Source organism: Halomicrobium urmianum (genome assembly GCF_020217425.1).
GTDB classification, from domain to species: Archaea; Halobacteriota; Halobacteria; order Halobacteriales; family Haloarculaceae; genus Halomicrobium; species Halomicrobium urmianum.
Genome location: NZ_CP084090.1, coordinates 800,089 through 819,286, shown reverse-complemented (window position 1 = coordinate 819,286; position 19,198 = coordinate 800,089). Strand labels below are relative to the sequence as shown.

Annotated in this window: 18 protein-coding genes; 6 read left to right on the top strand and 12 right to left on the bottom strand. The window is 67.5% G+C overall.

Annotation, left to right across the window (positions count from 1 at the left end; translation table 11 throughout):
• Positions 1–40: 40 nt before the first annotated feature.
• The gene (locus tag LCY71_RS04095) at positions 41–574 is read left to right on the top strand and encodes a hypothetical protein (protein WP_225335097.1); all 534 of its coding nucleotides are present in this window, start codon (positions 41–43) and stop codon (positions 572–574) included.
• Between the two features lie 40 nt (positions 575–614).
• Complete coding sequence (locus tag LCY71_RS04090) at positions 615–1,625, top strand: NAD-dependent epimerase/dehydratase family protein (protein WP_225335096.1); 1,011 nt, start codon at positions 615–617, stop codon at positions 1,623–1,625.
• Here LCY71_RS04090 and LCY71_RS04085 read toward each other — a convergent pair whose 3' ends face one another.
• Both LCY71_RS04085 and LCY71_RS04080 read right to left on the bottom strand, forming a co-directional pair.
• A complete protein-coding gene (locus LCY71_RS04085; protein WP_225335095.1) occupies positions 1,626–2,075 on the bottom strand; it encodes a VanZ family protein in 450 nt (149 codons plus the stop codon).
• Positions 2,076–2,137: 62 nt separating this feature from the next.
• Positions 2,138–3,643 carry a phosphoenolpyruvate carboxykinase (ATP) gene (locus LCY71_RS04080; RefSeq protein WP_225335094.1) on the bottom strand — a complete coding sequence of 502 codons (1,506 nt, stop codon included), beginning with the start codon at positions 3,641–3,643 and terminating at the stop codon, positions 2,138–2,140.
• Between the two features lie 388 nt (positions 3,644–4,031).
• Between LCY71_RS04080 and LCY71_RS04075 the strand changes: the two genes are divergently transcribed.
• Entirely contained in the window at positions 4,032–5,363 is a 1,332-nt protein-coding gene (locus LCY71_RS04075; protein WP_225335093.1) for an RNA-guided endonuclease InsQ/TnpB family protein, read from the top strand.
• Positions 5,364–5,374: 11 nt separating this feature from the next.
• Here the strand turns inward: LCY71_RS04075 and LCY71_RS04070 are convergent, their stop codons facing one another.
• Positions 5,375–6,382, bottom strand: coding sequence for an aldo/keto reductase (locus tag LCY71_RS04070; protein ID WP_225335092.1), 1,008 nt, complete (start codon positions 6,380–6,382; stop codon positions 5,375–5,377).
• A gap of 92 nt (positions 6,383–6,474) precedes the next feature.
• Positions 6,475–6,900, bottom strand: a complete 426-nt coding sequence (locus LCY71_RS04065; RefSeq protein ID WP_225335091.1) for a DUF488 domain-containing protein — start codon at positions 6,898–6,900, stop codon at positions 6,475–6,477.
• Positions 6,901–7,025: 125 nt separating this feature from the next.
• Here LCY71_RS04065 and LCY71_RS04060 point away from each other — a divergent pair, with 125 nt between their 5' ends.
• A complete protein-coding gene (locus LCY71_RS04060; protein WP_225335090.1) occupies positions 7,026–7,430 on the top strand; it encodes a hypothetical protein in 405 nt (134 codons plus the stop codon).
• 18 nt (positions 7,431–7,448) lie between these two features.
• On the opposite strand, the gene LCY71_RS04055 is transcribed toward LCY71_RS04060, so the two are convergent.
• The 3 genes from LCY71_RS04055 to LCY71_RS04045 form a co-directional block, all read right to left on the bottom strand.
• Entirely contained in the window at positions 7,449–7,934 is a 486-nt protein-coding gene (locus LCY71_RS04055) for a hypothetical protein (RefSeq protein ID WP_225335089.1), read from the bottom strand.
• A gap of 62 nt (positions 7,935–7,996) precedes the next feature.
• Complete coding sequence (locus LCY71_RS04050) at positions 7,997–8,152, bottom strand: hypothetical protein (protein ID WP_225335088.1); 156 nt, start codon at positions 8,150–8,152, stop codon at positions 7,997–7,999.
• 58 nt (positions 8,153–8,210) lie between these two features.
• Positions 8,211–9,470: an MFS transporter gene (locus LCY71_RS04045; RefSeq protein ID WP_225335087.1), complete on the bottom strand. Its 1,260-nt coding sequence runs from the start codon at positions 9,468–9,470 to the stop codon at positions 8,211–8,213.
• A gap of 170 nt (positions 9,471–9,640) precedes the next feature.
• Here LCY71_RS04045 and LCY71_RS04040 point away from each other — a divergent pair, with 170 nt between their 5' ends.
• Positions 9,641–10,933 (top strand): MFS transporter, encoded by a 1,293-nt coding sequence (locus LCY71_RS04040; protein WP_225335086.1) that lies wholly within the window; start codon positions 9,641–9,643, stop codon positions 10,931–10,933.
• Positions 10,934–11,083: 150 nt separating this feature from the next.
• Here the strand turns inward: LCY71_RS04040 and LCY71_RS04035 are convergent, their stop codons facing one another.
• The 5 genes from LCY71_RS04035 to LCY71_RS04015 form a co-directional block, all read right to left on the bottom strand.
• Positions 11,084–13,189 (bottom strand): PAS domain-containing sensor histidine kinase, encoded by a 2,106-nt coding sequence (locus LCY71_RS04035; RefSeq protein WP_225335085.1) that lies wholly within the window; start codon positions 13,187–13,189, stop codon positions 11,084–11,086.
• An 87-nt stretch (positions 13,190–13,276) separates the two neighbouring features.
• Positions 13,277–14,494 (bottom strand): RNA-guided endonuclease InsQ/TnpB family protein, encoded by a 1,218-nt coding sequence (locus tag LCY71_RS04030; RefSeq protein WP_225335084.1) that lies wholly within the window; start codon positions 14,492–14,494, stop codon positions 13,277–13,279.
• Between the two features lie 186 nt (positions 14,495–14,680).
• Positions 14,681–15,103: a GtrA family protein gene (locus LCY71_RS04025; protein WP_225335083.1), complete on the bottom strand. Its 423-nt coding sequence runs from the start codon at positions 15,101–15,103 to the stop codon at positions 14,681–14,683.
• On the bottom strand, positions 15,104–16,525 hold the full coding sequence (locus tag LCY71_RS04020) for a sulfatase (protein ID WP_225335082.1): 1,422 nt from the start codon (positions 16,523–16,525) through the stop codon (positions 15,104–15,106).
• A 208-nt stretch (positions 16,526–16,733) separates the two neighbouring features.
• Entirely contained in the window at positions 16,734–17,642 is a 909-nt protein-coding gene (locus LCY71_RS04015; RefSeq protein ID WP_225335081.1) for an aldo/keto reductase, read from the bottom strand.
• A 132-nt stretch (positions 17,643–17,774) separates the two neighbouring features.
• Here LCY71_RS04015 and LCY71_RS04010 point away from each other — a divergent pair, with 132 nt between their 5' ends.
• On the top strand, positions 17,775–18,989 hold the full coding sequence (locus LCY71_RS04010; RefSeq protein WP_225335080.1) for a BMP family lipoprotein: 1,215 nt from the start codon (positions 17,775–17,777) through the stop codon (positions 18,987–18,989).
• Positions 18,990–19,198 lie beyond the last annotated feature (209 nt).

Genomic DNA, 19,198 nt, shown 5'->3' with positions numbered 1-19,198 from the left:
AGAGTATTAAACTATCGCGTCCTGAAGGTCAATCAGTCAGATGTCCCGCTCGACCACCACGACCGAGCGTCCGCCCTCCTCTGACTACGAGCACCTCCGCCGGAAGCGCAAGCAGTGCCGGGGGACCGTCGAGCGCGCCACCGTCAGGGACGTCTGGGTCGGCGAGGACCAGGTCGTCCTGCGCCTGGGCTTCGAGTGGACGACGGAGGCGGTCCGGCTGACCTACGACCTGGACGACGACCGCGACGTCTGCCAGCTCGAGGCGCTGGCCGAGTCCGAGGGATTCGACTTCGAGCAGGTCGGCCACCTCGAATCGACGCAGGTCGAGGTCGTCTACACCGGGAACCGCTGGGTGCCCACTGCCCACGAGTCCTACGTCGAGGGGCAGGGGTCGCCGGTCGAGACGTTCCGTACCGAACTCCGACTCCTCGCGCGCGAACTCGCGCGGTCGCCGGCGCTCCTCCGGGGCGTCGTCCAGCGGGTCCGGTCGCTGTCGCTCCAGCAGACGATCATCGCCGTCGTTCTCTTCAAGAAGCTGCTGATCGTCGCGCTACTGGCCTGGTACCTGCTGTAGGCACCCCGAAGGCTAAGACCCTCCGGGTCCCGCATCGGCCATGGACGTACTCATCATCGGCGGCACCGGCCTGATCAGCACGGGCATCACGCGTCAGGCAGTCGCGGCGGGCCACGACGTGACCTGCTTCACCCGCGGCGAGAGCGAGGCGGACGTGCCCGACGAGGTCGACTTCGCCCGCGGCGACCGCGACGAGGACGAGGACCTCCGCGCTGCCCGGGACGAGGTCGACCCGGACTGCGTGATCGACATGGTGTGCTTCTCGCCGGACAAGGCCGAGGCGGCAATCGAGGTGTTCGCCGGCGAAATCGAGCAGTACGTCTTCTGCTCGACCGTCGACGTCTACCACCGGCCGCTGGAGACCAATCCCGTGCAGGAGGACGCTCCCCGGGAACCACCGGTCAGCCAGTACGGCGCGGACAAGGCCGAGTGCGAGGACCTGTTCTTCGCCGCTCACGAGCGCGGCGACTTCGCCGCCACCGTGATCCGCCCGTGGAGCACCTACGGCGAGGGCGGCCCCGTCCTGCACTCGCTGGGGACCGGCACGTACTACCTGGACCGCCTCCGCGAGGGCGAGCCCGTAATCGTCCACGGCGACGGCCAGGGCCTGTGGGGCCCGTGTCACCGCGACGACGTGGCCGCCGCCTTCGTGAACGCCGTCGGCAACGACGTCGCCTACGGCGAGGCCTACCACGTCACCAGCGAGGAGGTGATCACGTGGCGACAGTACCACGAGGCGGTCGCCGACGCCCTGGGCGCGCCCGAACCCGAACTCGTCTCCATCCCGACGGACGTCCTCGCGGAGGCGGTGCCCGACCGGACCGGAATGCTGCTCGACCACTTCCAGTTCTCCACGGTATTCGACAACGGCAAGGCCCGCCGCGACCTCGACTTCGAGTACACGATCTCCTTCCGCGAGGGCGTCGAGCGCACGATCGAGTGGCTGGAGGACGAGGACGAGATCGACCCCTGGGACAGCGAGGACGACGACGAACTGATCGCTGCGTGGCGCGACGCCACCGGCGACTTTCTGGACGCGGTCAGGGAGTAGTCAGGCCGGTTCTCCGTCGCCGGTCAGCGATCCGAGCCACGCCCGGAGTTCGACGAACTCGGCCCGTTCCCGGACGATGAACCACGGGCTGGCGACGACGGCTCCGAGCGCGTTGGCGTAGGCGTCACCGAGCGACATGTACCGCCGCGGGACGAACGACTGCCAGACCTCGATCCCGACGCCGTAGAGCACGGTCGCACCGAGCACGAGCGCCGCGAGGTGCCGCGTCGACCAGTCCCAGTCCGCCGTCGCGTAGCCGAGGCTCCCGCCGAACGCGGCGTAGGCGAGGAAGTGACGCCACTTGTCCAGCGGGATGAACGAGAACGGTCTGGCGATGGGCTCCGCCGGTGGCGTGGTCAGCACCGACAGGTAGAAGATCACGCCCGCGACGACGGCGACGCCGAGCCAGCGGACCCACGTCGGCAACAGCGGGAGACAAACCTCGCGCATGGCTCCAGTGGTCGGACGGCGGTCAATAAATCGTTCGCTCGGCGCGCCGGGAGCGCCGCCCGTCAGTAGACGGCGTCCTCGATCTCGTCGTCCAGGTCGTCGAAGCGCGCGAGGTGCGACCGGCGCTCGGTCCGGAGGCGCTCGATGCAGTCCTCGTGATCGTCGAGCGCGTCCGCGACGCCGAAGCGGCTCACGTCCATGTCGGGCACCGACGCCGGCACGGTGAGGCCGGTGGCGTCGTCGTCGCGCCACTCGATCGAGCCGCGGGAGACTGCTCGAAGGAGGGCGACCGTGTCGTCGACGCCGACGTCGCGGTCGCCGACGCTGCCGGTGTTGAGGACGAAACACTCCGCGCCGAGGTCGGCGACGAGGTCGCGGAACCGGTTGCCTTCCTCGCCCTTCGAGCCGACGATGAAGGGGTTCGTGCCGACGACGCGGATGGACTGGCCGGCCTTCGACGGGTCGCCGGCGCTCGTCTGGACCGACTCGCCGAGCATGAACGCGGCGGCGGCCTGCTCGGGCGTGAGCTTCGCGATGGGCGGCATCGCGGGGTTCCGGGTGATGAAGAACACCTGGTCGATCCCGGGCAGATCGATCTCGTCGTCGGCCGAGGCGAGGTGGTCGCGTTCGATGACGGCGCGCGCGTTAGCCGTGTGCTCGTCGCTGTCGAAGTCGACGGCGCCGTCCTCGTCGGCGTGGACGTTCTCCAGGACGGCCGACTCGTGGGTGACCGCGTCGTAGAGAGCGGGCTGTTCGTCGGCGTCGAGGCCGACGGTCTTGACGTAGAGGCCCTGCCCCTCGCTGCCGGCGACGGAGCCGTCGGGGCGGAGCGCGCAGACGTCGTCCTGTAGCATCGTCGCCTCCTCCGGTTCCTCGAGGTCGAGTCCGTGGGCCGTCAGCGTCGACTTGCCGGTGCCGGAGAGGCCGAGGAAGACCTGCCCGACGGTCTCCGTCCCGTCGTCGGTCTCCAGGTCGACGCGCTTGGTCCCGGCGTGGAGACCCAGACCGCCCTGCTGCTTCGCGTAGTACATGAACAGCCGCAGGAACGACTTCTTGGCCTCACCGGTGTAGTCGCTCCCGAGGACGGCGGTGACGCCCGCGTCGGGCACCACGCGGACGGCGACCTCGTCGTGGTCGGGGAGCTGGACGGTGTAGAAGTCCGGCTCCGGGTCCCCGTCGACGGGCTCCAGCAGCTTCCCCCACGCCAGCGCGATGCGCGCGTACCGCTTCGGGACGAACAGGCGACAGACGTACGAGTTCTCGGGGTGGCGGCCGATCCGGCGGTCGAGACAGACCATCTCCCGCTCGTGGGCGGCGTCGTAGGCCGTCTCGACGTACTGGTAGTCGCTCGCGGTGAACTCGTCGTCGACCGCGTTCTTCGTGGCGTCGGCGTTGCGCGACCGGTGCTCGCTCACGTACGCGGGGGAGCCGAACTCCGTCTCGGTCTCCAGGTCGCGCGAGTGCTCGCGCAGGCGCTCGAACGACGGATCGTACTCGACGGTATCCGTCTCGGCGGGGTCGGGCAGACGCTCGGCCGGGGATTGGACCGTCATCCCGAGATCTGACATCGTATCAGTCACTGCGGCCCACTCACGCTTATACCTTTACAATTTTCAATTATTGCCCGTATCGATGGCGTATCTGAAATATTATTCTGAGGCGAGTAAACGGGCGTATATCAATCGGTACCATTCCTCAGGGAGACGTTGCGAGACGAGACGCGATACGCGGCGCTCTGATGGCCCTTCGGCGAGAAATCGACTGTCAAGGCCGGCCGGCAGTGAGCGCCTCTCAGCGTACTCCAAGGTAGGCCTCTGGTCTTAAGGAACGATCGAAGCAAGCGAGTAGGCCGGAGAAGAAACCGACGTGGCATGACGCTACCCACCCCCACTAGCTGGCCAGTTCCCAATCGGATCGTTATTAATATAAAAACATATTTCCACATCTAAAGTACGGATGGAGGTACGTCGCACCGTGCCCGTCAAACTCGATGTGGCCGACAGCGACACCGACCTCCTCCACGAAACCATCTCCGAATTCTTGTGGGCCGCCAACTACGTCGTCGATTACGCATGGCAAGGCAAGTACAAGACGACGAGCAAAGCCGATCTCCAGCGCGAAACCTACGACGACGTGCGGGCCGAGACGCGACTCCACGCAAATCTCGTTCGGAACGCCCGCAACAAGGCTGCCGACGCCGTACAGAGCGTCGTCACTCGGTGGAAACAAGGCGAATACGCGGGGAAACCACACTTCTCCGCACCGACGCTGGTCTACGACAAGCGGTGTGCGACGTTCAACGACGACCACGCCACGCTCTCGACCGTCGAAGGACGCATCACCGCCGAGTACATCCTTCCTGACGAGGACCACGAGACTCCCCACTCGGAGTACTTGTTTGATGATGACTACGAAGTGACGGGCGCAGAACTCCACTACCGCGACGGCGAGTTCTACCTTCACGTCCGAACAAAGGCGGATGTGGAGTTCGAGACAGCCGACAAAGGCAACGACGAGCACAGGACAGTCCTCGGCGTTGACCTCGGCATCGAAAATGTCGCCGTCACTTCGACAGGCACATTCTGGAACGGATCGGAGTTGAATCACTGGCACCGCGAGTTCGAGAAGCGACGCGGGTCGCTCCAACAGCGCGGGACCCGAGCCGCCCACGAAACGATCCAGTCGATTGGACGCACCGAGACAGGACGCTACGATCACTTCTTACACACCGTCTCAAAGGAACTTGTTGCGGAAGCCGCCGAAACCGGCTGTGATGTGATTGCATTTGAAGACCTGACAGGGACTCGTGAGCGGATGCCTCGCGCCAAGAAGCTTCACGCATGGGCGTTCCGCCGCCTGTTCGAGTACGTCGAGTACAAAGCCGAGGTGGTCGGAATTTCAGTCGAACAGGTGAGTCCTGCATACACGAGCCAGCGATGCTCTAGGTGTGGATTCACCCACGAAGACAACCGCCCGACTGTGGACGGACAGGACGTGTTTGAGTGTTTGAAGTGCGGCTACTCGCCCCATGCGGACTACAACGCGGCGAAGAACGTTGGTCTGAAGCATCTCCGCTCGGCGCAAAAGTCGTCGGGCGGAGGCGCACCCGTAAACGTGCGCTTGAATCGCGGGACGGTGAACGTGAATGGCAATTACGAGCCTGCCGCCAACGGCGGCCAGAACGGGAGTCCACGCGAAAGCCCCAGTGCAGACTCACAGTCTGCACGTCGTCAGACCTCGTCTGACGGAACCCGCACCGAAGCGAACGGCGACGCTGTGAGCGAGTAGGGAGGGGTAGTTTACGCGTTCGTCTGGTAGAGCGAGCCGTCCTCGTCGTAGCGCGCCTCGAAGATGCGGTCGAACTGCTCGTCGGAGATCTCGACGTCCAGCGCACCGAGGTTCTCGTCGAGCTGGTCGACGGTGCGGGCGCCGACGATCGGCACGCAGTCGAAGTCGGGCTGGTCCATCAGCCAGCGCAGTGCGACCTGAGCGGGCGTGGCGTCGACCTCGTCGGCCACCTCGCGGACGGCGTCGAGGACGTGCCAGCCGCGCTCGGAGACGTAGAAGTCTAGGAAGCGGTCGTCGAGTTCGGCCCGCGTGCCCTCCGGGGCGTCGAGGTCGTAGGTGCCGTCGCCTGCGCGCTCGTACTTGCCCGTGAGGAAGCCGCCGGCCAGCGGCGAGTACGGGCAGACCGCGATGTTCTGGTCCGCGCAGACGTCGAGGTACTCCTTCACGTCCTCGTAGTAGGCCGCGTGGAACAGCGGCTGGGTCACGGTGAAGGCCTCGTAGTTGTTCACGTCGGCCTGCCAGAGGCCCTTGGTGAGCTTCCAGGCGTCGCACGTCGAGATGCCGACGTGGTGGACCTTCCCCTCGCTGACGAGGTCGTCGAGCGTCCGAAGCGTCCGCTCGATCGGCGTCTCGTCGTCGAAGCGATGCAGGTACAGAACGTCCAGGTAGTCCGTGCCGAGGCGGTCCAGCGACCCCTCGACCTCGGCGCGGACGTTCTTCCGCGAGAGGTTCTCCTGGAAGCGCGAGACCTGCGACCAGTAGCACTTCGAGGCGATCACGAAGTCCTCGCGATCCTGGTCCTCGAGCCAGTCGCCGATCCAGCGCTCGCTGTCGCCTCCACCGTAGCCGTTGGCCGTGTCGATGAAGTTGCCGCCCCGGTCGGCGAAGGCGTCCAGTAGCTCGTGGGCCTCCTCGCGGCCCGTCTCGACGACGCCGTCCTGTTCCTTGCCGAAGCGCCACGTCCCGAAGCAGATCGGGGAGACCTGCAGTCCCGTCTCGCCGAGTCGTCGGTACTCCATACTGGCGACTGCGCCCGGCAGGTGTATAACGGTTTTTCAGGGTCAGGGACAGGCTCGGGACGGAGCGCGAGAGGAAACCGTGTGACCGCGCGCTACAGGCGCGCTTCGAGATGCTCGCGCAACGCCGTCCGGTGACACCGCTTCTGGTCCGTGTTCTCGTAGCAGACCAGCGCCACGTCAGTCCCCGCCTCCAGCAGGTCCAGCAGGTCCTCGACCGCCGCCCGCGCCGCCTCGCTCTCCAGGTGCTCCCGGTAGCGTTCCTCGAAGGCCACCACCTCCCAGGTGGCGTTGTGCGCCCCCTCGTCGCACATTCCCTGTGCCTTGAACGCCTCCTCCCGACTCTGGAACTCCGCCAGCAGGTCCGCCGGCGGCCCCAGTTCCGGCCGGTTCTCGTCAACGACCCCGTGGAACCACGAGGTCGGCTTGCGGACGACGCCGACCTTCCGCGTCCCCTCCGGCAGGGCCGCGCTGCCGTGCTGCAGGGCGGCGACGTACGTGTCGTGGACCGCTCCCGTCATTACCCGACGGTACGGGGGCCCCTACCATAGTACTGCGGACGATCCGCTTCGGAGACCACTCGGCATCCCGCACGGAGCCCGGGGAGCTCCGGCGTCTCGATGGCGGGGCAGTGAGTACGACTAAGATGCAGTGGGCGGAGCATCGAAGCATGTCGATGGCCATCGCGCACTTCGCGCTCGGGGCGGGGCTGACGACCCTCGCGGTCGCCTTCCTGATCCCGAACGTCCGGTTTCCCCGGACGCTGGTCCTCGCTGGCGGCGGGTGGGCGATGGTGCCGGACTTCCACTGGGTGAGCCCGGTCGCCGCGGATCGATTACGCGACATCCACCAGACGTCGCCCCTGACGGACCTGTTCTGGTTCCACCGGACGCTCGATACGCTCGACCCGGGCGATTCGAAGACCGTCGCGGCGGGGTTCGTCCTGTGCTTCCTCGCGGCGACGGCGCTGGCGGAGTGGCAGAGCTACCGGGTCCCGGAACCCGTGGCGGACGCGTACGAGGAGCACCTCGACGTCACCGCCGACCGGTGACGACGCGGCCGTCGCCGCTCACTGACAGTCGTCGCGGACGTGTTGCAGAAACCGACCGGTGACGGTCCGGCATCCCTCGCACAGCGCGTAGTTGGCGTACTCGGGCGCGGCGTCGGCGTCGCGGGCCACCCCGTACCACTCGACGCCGGCCGCGCCCTCGTCGAGCGGGTCGTCGCAGAAGCTACACGCGTCGGCGACGCGGCGGTAGCCGTCGGCGATGGGCGCGTCGGCGTTGACGGGCGGTGCCCCGAGCGCGGTCCAGGTCGACAGCAGTTCGACCACCTCGTCGGCGCAGTCCCGGCAGAGGTCCAGCCCGCCGTGGTCTGGGACGCCAGCGGGCCGGTCGACGTCCGGGCGGTCGTACCACTGGAGCGCGAGCGGAGACCGCGTCGCGGTTCCGCAGAACGAACACGACCGTGCCGGCACCCCGTCGCCGTCTCCGTTCGCTGGCGCGTCTCCTCGGGCGTCCCCCTCCCGCGAGCCCGTCCGCGCGTCGCTGCTCATACCCCTGCCCTGGAACTACGGCCACAAAGGCCTACGTCAGACGCGCGACCGACGGTCAGCGGCTACCTGTTCCACTCGTAGAACAGCCACGCGCCGCCGAGCACCATCAGACCCGCACCGAGCGCGGAGCTTGCGGGTTCGGGGATCAGGAACAGGATGAGTCCGAAGACGATCATCGCCGTCGGGCTGACCTCGTCCACGTAGTCGGCGTAGTCCATACGAACATTTTGAATCGCTAACACAAATGCGTTCGTGCGCGGGGCCCGGCGACCGCCCTCAGGCCTCGTCGAACCGGCGGACGAGCCAGACCGTGACGGCGACTGCCAGCACGGAGACCCCGGCGATGCCGGCGAAGGCGACGCTGGGACCGAACCGCTCGATGACGGTCCCGAAGACCGGGGGCGCGACGGCGTTGCCGAGCATCGTCCCGACGGTGATGACGGCGAAGTTCGTCCCCGTCGCGCCGCTCTCGGAGAGGGCGTCGGTGAGCTTCGACCGGGCGGGGCCGGCGACGGCGCGCGTGCCGCCGATGGCGAGGACCAGACCGGCCGCGGCCAGCGGCGGGAGCAGGCCCGTCGCGAGCAGGGCGAACAGAACGGTGAGGAGCCCGAAGCTCCAGAGGATGACGGGACCGGGCGCCCGCCGGTCGGTGAAGTGGCCGCCGAGGAAGACGGCGAGCGCGCCCGCGACGAACGCGCCCGTCAGCGCGTAGTTCGCCAGCGACAGCGAGAGGCCGTAGCCGTCGGTGAGGAAGACGACGACGTACGAGGTGAACCCCCAGTTGGCCGTCGAGCCCACGAGCGCGAGCAGCGCGAGCGCGAGGATCCCCGGCGACGCGAGGAGGTCGCGGACGTAGGACCGGGCGCGCTCGATCCACGGGGCCTCACCGCCGCCGTTGGCGGCCGGATCGACGTTCGGCGCGGTCACGTCGTCGGTCACGCCGCGGGCGAACAGCAGCGTGATCCCCGCCGCGTACAGGAGGCCGACGACGCCGATGGCGCCGACGCCGAGTCGCCAGGAGCGGCCGGTCGCGACGAGGCTTCCCAGGATGACGGGCGGGGCCGCGAAGCCCAGCGACCCGCCGAAGCCGTAGACGCTGAACGCGCGCCCGAGCAGGTCCTCCGGGGTCGCGTCGGAGATGAGCGGGTAGTGGGCGGGGTGGTGGCCGGCGACGCCGATTCCCACGACGGCCTGGCCGACGAGGAACCAGGCGTAGTCCGGAGCGACGGCGGTCGCGAGGACGCCCACGGCACCGAGCAGCGACGACAGTCCCAGCGCGAGCGTCCGGTCGTAGCGGTCGGCGAGGTGGCCGAAGGGCAGCTGGAAGAGCGTGTTCGTCGCCCCCTGGACGCCCAGCGCCACGCCGAGCAGACCCAGACCGACGCCGAAGTCCCCCTCGAGGACGGCGAGGATCGGCGGGAAGAGCGTGAGGTAGGCGTGGTTGACGAACTGCGAGCCGCTGATCGCGCCGACGACCACCACTGTCGAACGCGGCGCCTCCCTGACGGCGGCCAGCGACGCTCTCGTCCCGGGCATCGTCGGGTACATGGGTGGGGGCAACCAGTCGGTTTGGGTACCGGCGGATAGTTCGGGGGCCCGAATTGCTACCAGTAATAAAAGTAGCCGCCCCGTTCCCCAACGAAGGATGCCGGGACCGAGCGGTTTTTGCGGCGTTGCGCTCCTCTCTAGGCGTGGTGATGCGCTGAGTGGCCCGCGTCGGCGGCTCCATCGGCCTCCTGCGCGACCGCGAGTTCGCGGCCCTCGCCGGCACTGCCTTCGCCCGTAGCCAGGCGTACTCGACTATCATCATCGCGCTGGCGCTGTACGCCGACCTGTTCGGCACGACCGGCTTCGTCGAGGGGCTGTTCGGGACGGCCTTCGCCGTCGTCCAGCTCGTCGTGGTCCTGCCGCTGGGCCGCCGGATCGACGTGGGCAACTCGAAGCGGTACCTCCTGGTGGGCTTCCTGGTCAACGTCTGCGTGTTCGCCGGCTTCCTGCTCGTCGACAGCGCCGTCCACGTCGTCGTCGTGCGGATGCTCCAGGGCCTCGGCGCGTCGCTCCTGTGGGTCACCGGATCGACCGTCGTCGGCGAGATCAGCCCGGACGGCCGGCGCGGCCAGTGGCTGGGCTCGTACAACCAGTTCGGCTCCATCTCCTCGCTCGCCGGCGACGTCGTCGGCGGGTACCTGCTGTACGCCCACGGGTTCACGACCACTTACGCCGTCCTGAGCGGGGTGACGCTCGTCGCGTTCGCGCTGGTGTGGGCCTTCCTCCGGGACGACCCCGGCGGGCAGAAGGACCCCGAGGACGCCGGGGGCGTCGAGACGTTCCGGGCCCTGCTGGGCCGGCCGATGCTGCGCGCGCTGGTGACCTTCCGGCTGACCTTCAGCGTGGGCAAGATGGCGGTGATCATCTTCCTGCCCATCTACGCCCGGACGACGTTCGGGATCAACGCCTTCGCCATCGGGTGGATCATGGCCGGCGGAAAGCTGACGAAGGCGCTGACGCAGGGCTACGTCGGCGACCTGACCGACCGGGTGGGCCGGCGCCACTGGTTCGTGATCGTCGGGGCCGGCCTCTACGGCGTCGGGACGGCGCTGATCCCGCTGGCGGCCTACTTCGAGGGGACGGTGACGCCGATCGAGTTCCAGGCGTTCGGGCGCACGCAGGCTCTGGGCGGCGCCTTCTTCGCCCTGTTCGGCGCGTTCTCGATCCTCGGGCTGGCCGACAGCGTCCGCCTCCCGGCGAGCATGGCCCTGTTCGTCGGCGAGGGCGAGGCGCACGACGCCGTCGCCTCCAGCATGTCGCTGCGCTCTATCTCGTGGAAGGTCGGGCAGGTCACGGGCCCGGTGCTGATCGGTCTGATCAAGGACTTCGTCTCCCCGGAGGCCTCCTTCCTCGCCGCCGCCGGCTTCATCGCCTTCGCGACGAGCGTCTTCGCCGTCACGACGATCAGAGCCCAGCGCCGCGGCGACACCGCGCCGACGCCCGGGGACTAGAGCAGAAATCGAAACTACCGACACCTCGAAGGATACCCCGAGTACCCTTCGAGTGTGTCAGTGCGTTCACTTTCTACTAGAGACGCTGCAGCGCGCGACCGTCGTCGTACTCTCGAATAGGGGACGGACGGGGACGTGAAGCCGGCCCCGTCACTCGCCGACGGCTGGCAGCGTGAACGAGAACGTCGAGCCCTCGCCGCGCTCGGAGTCGACCCAGATCTCGCCGCCGTGGCGCTCGACGATGCGCTCGCACAGCGCCAGCCCGATGCCGGTCCCGTCGTGCTCCTCGTGGGTGTGGAGGCGCTGGAACACCTCGAAGACGCGGTTGGCGTTGTCGGAGTCGATGCCGATCCCCTCGTCGCTGATCGAGACGACCCACTCACCGCCGCTCTCCGCGGCGTCGCCGCTCCGATTCGAGGCGCCTCGCGCCACGCGCTCCGCGTCGACGTGGACGCGTGGCGGCGCGTCGCCGCTGTACTCGATGGCGTTGTCGATCAGGTTCTGGAGCACCTGCCGCAGCTGGCCGCGGTCGCCCTCGACGGTCGGCAGCGTCCCGACGGTGATCTCGGCGTCGCTCTCGGCGACCTTCATCTGAAGGTCCTCGCGCACGTCCGCGAGGACGTCGTCGAGGTCCACTGGCTCGAACGGCTCGCCGCGCGTCTCGACCCGGGAGTACGCGAGGAGGCCGTCGATCATGTCGCGCATGCGGTCGGCGCCGTCGACCGCGAACTCGATGAACTCCCGGCCCTCGTCGCCCAGTTCCGCCGCGTAGCGGCGCTCGATCAGCTGGAGGTAGCTGGAGACCATTCGAAGGGGCTCCTGGAGGTCGTGGGAGGCGGCGTACGCGAACTGTTCGAGTCGCTCGTTGGACTCCTCGAGCCGGCGCTGGTACTCCCGGCGGTCGGTGATGTCGTGGGCGTAGATGGACAGCCCCGTCTCGGAGGGGTAGACGTTGTACTCGAGCCACACGTCCAGCTCCTCGTCGTACAGCTCGAAGCTGGCGGGCTCCTGCGTGTCCATCGCCTCGTGGAACCGCTCCCAGAGCTGCCCGTCGGACCACTCCGGAAACACCTCCCAGAAGGACCGCCCGGTGAGGTCGTCCTCGGAGTGCCGGAACAGCTCCGCCGCGTGTTCGTTGAGGTGGGTGAACTGCCACTCCTCGTCGAGCGCGAAGAAGGCGTCGGAGATGCGCCCCAGGATGCCGCTCAGTTCGGTCTCCAGTTCCGTCTTCCGCTGTTCGAGCTGCTGTTCGCGCTCCTTCTGGTCGGTGATGTCCTCGATGACGACCACGATGTCGGCGTCCCCGGAGAGGTCGCCCTCCAGCGGCGCCGCGTTGACCGAGTACCACTGACCGCCGGGCTCGCGGGTGGACCGACACTGGACGTCGTAGACGGGCCGTCCCGTCTCCGCGACCCGCGACCACGGCCGCTGCTCGACCGGCACCCGCTCGCCCTCGCCGTCGTACAGGCCCCAGTCGTCGATCGACTGCTCCCCCAGGCCGGCCTGATCGACGTCGAGGAGGTCGAGCGCCCGCTGGTTGGCCCGCAGGAAGGTTCCGTCGGCGTCGATCACGCAGACGCTGACGGGGACGGTCTCGAAGATCTGCTCGGTCAGATCCCGCTCCTTGCGGAGCTGGAGCTCGTACTCCCGCTGCTCGGTCATGTCGCGGGTGACCTTGGTAAACCCCTGGAGCGTGCCGTCGACGTCGTAGATGGCGGTGATGACGACGTTCGCCCAGAACCGCGACCCGTCGGCGCGGACGCGCCACCCCTCGTCCTCGACGCGGCCCCGCTCGGCGGCCTTTTTGATGTTCGCCTCCGGCACGTCTTCGGCTCTGTCCTCCTCGGTGTAGAACGTCGAGAAGTGCTGGCCGACGATGTCCTCCTCTTCGTACCCCTTGATCCGCCTGGCGCCCTGGTTCCAGCTGGCGACGGTGCCGTCGGGATCGAGCATGAAGATGGCGTAGTCCTCGACGGCGCTCACGAAGGCGCCGAACTCCCGAAGCCGGGGCTCCCCCTCGGCCACGTCCGGGTCCTCGATCGGCTGCCACCAGAGGCGGTTGCCGTCGTCGGTCTCTCTGCTCCGCAGCTCGCCGCGGTCCGCGAGCGCCGACAGGGTCCGATCGGCCGCCTCCGGCCGACATCGCAGCCGCTCCGCCACTTCGGTCGTCGTGTACGGCGTGCCGGGTTCCTCTACCCGCGAGAAGAGGTGCCGGACGTCGTCCCGGCCCACCGGCGCCGAGTCGGACGGTCCCATTGCGAGAGGTATCGCCGCCGATCCGTATACGGCTAACGGTAAATCGCCTCGGGGTCAAGCCCCGAGGCTTTCGCGTGGACTCCCGTTCTATGCCTCAACCGAGGCAGGGGGCACGTACTCCCCGCTCACGTTCAGCGTCCCGCGATTCAAGCGCACATCTACGGGTGCGCCTCCATCGTCTGCGTTTTGCCGACGACAGAGATACTGCAAACCGATGTTTTTTGAGGCGTTGTAGTCGGCGTGGTTCTCATATCCGCACTGCTGACACTCGAACGACTCTCCGTTACGGTTATCGTCGTGGGTAAACCCACACGTCGAACAACGTTTCGACGTATTGCGCGGGTCAACTTGTACGGCTTCGATACCGTGTTCTTTGGCTTTGTATTCGACGTACTCGTAGAGGCGTCGGAACGCCCAGACGTGTTGCCACGTCGCCTCGGGGATATTCTCCCGAATGTGGGTCAAGTCCTCGAACACGATGTGCGAACAGTCGTTCTCGACGGCCTCCTCGATAAGTTCGTTCGCCACCGTGTGCAGGTGTATCTCGAAGCGTCCGTACTCTTTCTGCCCGACTGACTCGATGTTTTCGTGGGCGTGGCGAGAGCCACACTGCTGAAGCGAGCCACGGCGTTTCTCGTACTCTCGTCGCCAATGGTTGAACTCGTCTGCCGACCAGAATCGTCCCGTCGAAGCAACGGCGAGGTTGTTCACGCCCAAATCCACACCAAGGACTGTTCTGTGCTTGGACTCGGATTCAGGCGGGTCCTCGTCTGCTTCGACTTTCCGCATTGAGGCGTGGAGATACCAGTCACCGTCTCGGTATTGTAAGTGCGCCATCCGAAACTCGAAATCCTCGTCGGAGACGTACTTGGTTGGCGGTGTCTCCGAGTCGTCGGGGAGAATGTAGTCGCACTCGACGCGCCCATCCACGGTCGAGAGGGAAACGTGGTCGCGGTGGAACGTCGCACTCCGCTTGTCGTAGACCGCGCTATCGGCAGAAAAGTGCGGTTGTGACGTGTTCTCACCGCGTTCGAGACGCGAGACTCCGCTTTTGACGGCTTCGACCGCCCTGCGAATCCCTTTCTGGACGAGATTCGCGGTAAGGTCGGTTTCGTCGCGGAGTCGGTCGTAGAGGGCGCGTTCGGCTTTGGCTTTCGAGGTGACGTGGTAGCCATCGTCGCCGTGCCAGCACCATTCGCTCGCGGTGTTGGCGCAGTGTTTGAACTGCTCGACAGTCTCTCGAAGCGAATCGTCGGCTCCTTCGGGAGTGTCGAGTTTGATGACGGCGGTACGACGGTATTCCACCGTGTTTTCACATATACGGACGGCGTTACTTATACGTTTGGGAGTCGGCCTGCCGTAGTGACATGGTTTGTGTCATCTGGTGTCGGCTTCCTCCCCGACCTCAAGGGTCGGGGCATCCGCCTCGTACTGCCTGTGAAATCGACGCGGTCGGAGGACCGGCCCGCCCGCCGCTCGCGAGGAGCGCCGTCACCCCCAGGTCCAGCGCGCGTCCAGCACGTATCGGTAGAGGCCGCTGAGGACGATGGCGACGGCGTTGGCCGCCAGATACGGGATGCTCCGCCAGTCGACGAGGACGAAGAGGACGGCCAGCTGGATCGGGATGGCCGTCCCGCGGACCACGTTCGTCTTGGCGAGGCCGACGAGGTACTCGATCGTCCCGGTGTTGCGCGAGGCCCGGAACGTCCAGGCGTTGTTGAGGACGTACGAGAGCACGATGGTGAACTCGATGGCGATCGCGGCACCGAGCAGGTAGTTCAGGTTCGCCGCGTCGACGAACAGCCACAGCAGGATCATCTGGACGCCCGCGGCGAAGGTGCCGACGGCGACGAACCGACGAAGCTGTGGCGCGAAGGGCCCGTCGATGACGTTCCGGAGGAAGGCACGGAACATCTAGCGGTACCCCAGCGCCTCGAGGCGGGCCGCGAGCTCGTCGTCGACGTCGCCCTCGCCCGCCGTCGATCCGTCGCGGAGGCGCTCGGCGTGGGCGTCGACGATCGGTCCGAACCGCTCGATCGCGTCGCGCTGGTCCGGGCCCGGATCGGGCGACAGGTCCGTCTGCTCGGTCGGATCGTCGGACCGGTCGTACAGCTCTACCTCGCCGGAATCGACGTTCTCCACGTAGGTCCAGTCGCGGTCGCGGACGCTCACGAGGAGGTCGCCGTCGTCAAGCGACCGCGGGATGGGCTGGGCGGTGACCTCCTCGCCGCGGACGGTGACCGAGACGACGGACTCGTCGGGCGGGGCCGTACCCGCCTCGACGGTCGGCGCGAGCGACTGGCCGGTCCACTCCTCGGCGGGGTCGACGTCCATGAGGTCGGTCACGGTCGGCGGGACGTCGTCGAGGCCGACCTGGCGGTCGACCCGCCGCCCCTCCGCGCCGGGGAGGTCGACGATCAACGGCACGCGGATCAGCTCGTCGTACAGCTTGGGGTAGTGCGCGAGGTGACCGTGTTCCTGGAACTCCTCGCCGTGGTCGCCGGCCACGACGACGGCCGTCTCGTCGGCGACGCCGTTCGCTTCGAGTGCGTCCAGCAGGCGCCCGACGCTGGCGTCGACCTGTCGGACCGCGGCCTGGTAGAGCGTCCGGAGGTCCCCCAGCGTCCGCTCGCCGACCTCCCAGCCCAGCCCCGTCCGCGTGTGCGCGTGCAGCATCCGGTGGGTCCCGACCAGGTCGTCGGAGACTTCACGGATGTACCGCGGCGCGGGGACGTAGGGGGTGTGGGCGTCCATGTAGTGGACCCACAGGAAGAACGGCTCGTCGGTCTCCTCGACGAACTCGGTCGCGGCGTGTTCCACGTCGAACATCCGAGAGGCGTCGAGGAACGGCCGATCGTCGGTCTCCCCGCGGAGCCACGACTTCGCGCGCCGGAGCGGCGAGGTCGCCAGCTGGACCCACGCCTCGACGGTGGGGTGCGTCGCGAGGTAGCGGCTGTAGATGCTGGAGCCGACGCTGGCGACGAACGGCTCGAACTCGTCGAACCCGTCGTCGTAGCCCCAGTGCGAGGTGAGAAAGCCGTTGGCGGCGTTGAACCCGCCGGTCGCGACGTCGGCGGCCGACAGCGTCTCGGCCAGCGTCGGCGACGCCTCGACGCCGATCCCGCCGGAGTCGGCGAACACCGGCCGCGAGGCGAGGATGGACGGGAACGAGAACGGCGTCCAGTTGCCCGTCGCGAACGCCCGCTCGAAGACGGTGCCGTCCGCGGCCAGCGAGTCCATCACGGGCGTGTGCCGGTCCGCGTCGTAGGCGCCGATCGCGTCTGCCCGCAGCGAGTCGACCGTGACGAGGACGACGTTCGATGTATCAGGTCCCATGTTCGTCGGTATCGTCAGTTGCTCGCTGCCGGCGCGGTGCCCCGCGGTCGCGGTGGCCCCGGCGTCCGGTCACCGGGGCGTGGACGAAGGCGTTCGGGCCCGTCCGTCCGGCAGTTCCGCAGCGATACTTCCTGAACAGTCAGTTTCGACCTTCAGCGTTTCGGTCGCCCGGATGAGACGCGTCGTCCGAGAGTCAGATCCGCCAGCGTCAGTCCAGCCGCGCGGGCACCGGCGACTCGGCGTCGCTGGCCCGCTCGCGGAGTTCCGCCTGCTCGGCCTCGCTCATCGGCTCGTAGTTCTCCGCGGCCTCCAGAATCGTCGGCACGAGGTCGGGGTCGCCCGCGTTCGGGATGGAGGTCATGCCGTGCGAGAGGGCGAAGCGGAGGCACTCGACGATCTCCTCTTCGGTGTCGTACGGCTCGTACCACGTGTTATACGGGCGCTCGTCCTCGGGCAGGTCGTCGGGCCAGGGCCCCTTCGCGAAGCCCTTGATACAGAGCGTGCCGAGCCCCTCCTCCTCGGCCAGTTCCAGCACGGAGCGGTAGTCGTACTCCGGCCCCTCCTTCGCTTCGAGGATGTAGTTGAACGGGAACATCACCGTCTCCAGCTCGTCGACGTCGTGGATCGCCTGCCGGATCAGGCTCGGATCGCCGTGGCTGGTCAGGCCGATGTGATCGATCAGCCCCTCCTCCTTCGCCTCGATGAAGGCCTGAAGCGCGCCGGGGTCGTGATCGCCCTGCGCGAGCTCGGGGTCGTACTCGCCCTGGATCGCCCGCAGCTCCCGGTACTCCGTCACCGCGTGGAACTGGTAGAGGTCGATCTTGTCGACGCCCAGCCTGTCGAGCGACTTCTGGAGCTCGCCCCAGGCGCCGTAGTACGTCCGCTCCTGAGTCTTGCACCCGAGGAAGATCTCATCGCGGTGCTCGTCGAGCTTGGGGGCCAGCTTCAGCTCCGCGTCGCCGTAGGTCGGCGCCACGTCGAAGTGGTTGACGCCCGCCTGGACGGCGTCTTCGACCATCTCGTCGGCCGCCTCCTGGTCGATGAAGTTCAGTGCGACCGAGCCGAAGGTGAGGACGCTCGAGTCGTGTCCGGTCTCGCCGAGCGGTCGGGTTTCCATATCGCAAGATCGGTGGCGCTGTCAATAAATGCACCCGACCGGCGATACCTGACCGGCTGAAACCACACTTGTAGCTGGCATTTACAGTACAAGTATTTTTATGCATATCCGTACAAATCAACGTGAACGAATATGGCAGATAATACCACACCAGACGACGGATCGGAACCAGCGTCCGGGCGGCAGCTCAGGGCGCGCGACGTCGACCGGCGCGACGTGCTCCGGTCCGGAGCGGCGGTCGCTCTCAGCGGCGTCCTCGCCGGGTGTCTCGGCGAACCCGGTGGCGACGGCGGTGACGGCGGTGACGACGGTGACGACACCGAAACCGACGGCACTCAGACCGAGGGCACCGAGAGCGGCGGCGACGGCGAGACGGCAAACGTCGCTATTGTCTCCAGTTCGGCCGGCTTCGGCGACCAGGCGTTCAACGACCTGGCGTGGGAGGGCCTCCAGAACGCGGCCGACGAGTACGACATCGAACTCCAGCAGGTCGAGGAGACCAACCAGTCCAACTACGGGACGGTGCAGTCCCGCCTCGCCGAGAGCGGGAACCCCGATTACGACCTGATCGTGCTGGTCGGCTACCAGCACACCCAGGCCCTGGAGACCAACGCCGATGAGTACCCCGACCAGCGGTGGATGCTGATCAACGACTCCCTCGACCGGGACAACGTGGCGGGCTACATCTGGGCCAACCACGAGATGTCGTTCCAGGCGGGCGTGCTCGCCGGCACGATGACGACCCGCGAACTGTCCCACGAGGGCAACTCGCTCAACCCGGACAGCGGCGTCGTGGGCTTCGTGGGCGGCGTCGACGGCGCGCTCATCAACGCCTTCGAGCGCGCCTACGTGGCCGGCGTCGAGTGGGTCGACGAGGACGTGGACGTCCGGGTCGGCTACATCGGAAACTACAACGACACCCAGACCGCGGCGAACATCGCCTCCTCGCAGTACGACGCCGGCGCGGACATCGTCTATCACGCCGCGGCCGCTGCGGGCCAGGGCGTCTTCCAGGCCGCACAGGAGGCCGACCGGTTCGCCATCGGCGTCGACGCCGACCAGTCGAAGACGCTACCGGACTACCAGGACGTCGTCATGGGCTCGGCGGTCAAGCGGATCAACGAGGGCACCCGCCAGGTCGCCGAGGCCGTGGTCCAGGACAACTGGGAGAGCGTCCAGGGCCGCAACGTGCTCGGCCTCGAGGAGGACGCCGTCGCCATGGTGCTGGGCCAGGCGGTCGGGCCGAAGCTCCCCGACGCCGTGGAGGAGAACCTCAGCGAAGCCAAGCAGGCCATCGTCGACGGCGACGTGACGGTGCCCTGCTCGGCGTCGGGCTGCCAGGACTGACCTGCTCCCCCAGATGCTACCGGCGAGTTCACCGCCATGAGCGGCACCGGCGCGCCAGCCGTCGAACTGGACGGGATCACGGTTCGGGGACGTCGCCGCCGACGACGGCGTCGACTTCACACTGGAACGTGGCGAGGTCCACGCACTGGTCGGCGTCGGTGTCCTGGGACAGTTCGTCGTCGTCGGGTTCGCGACGACGCTGGCGATTT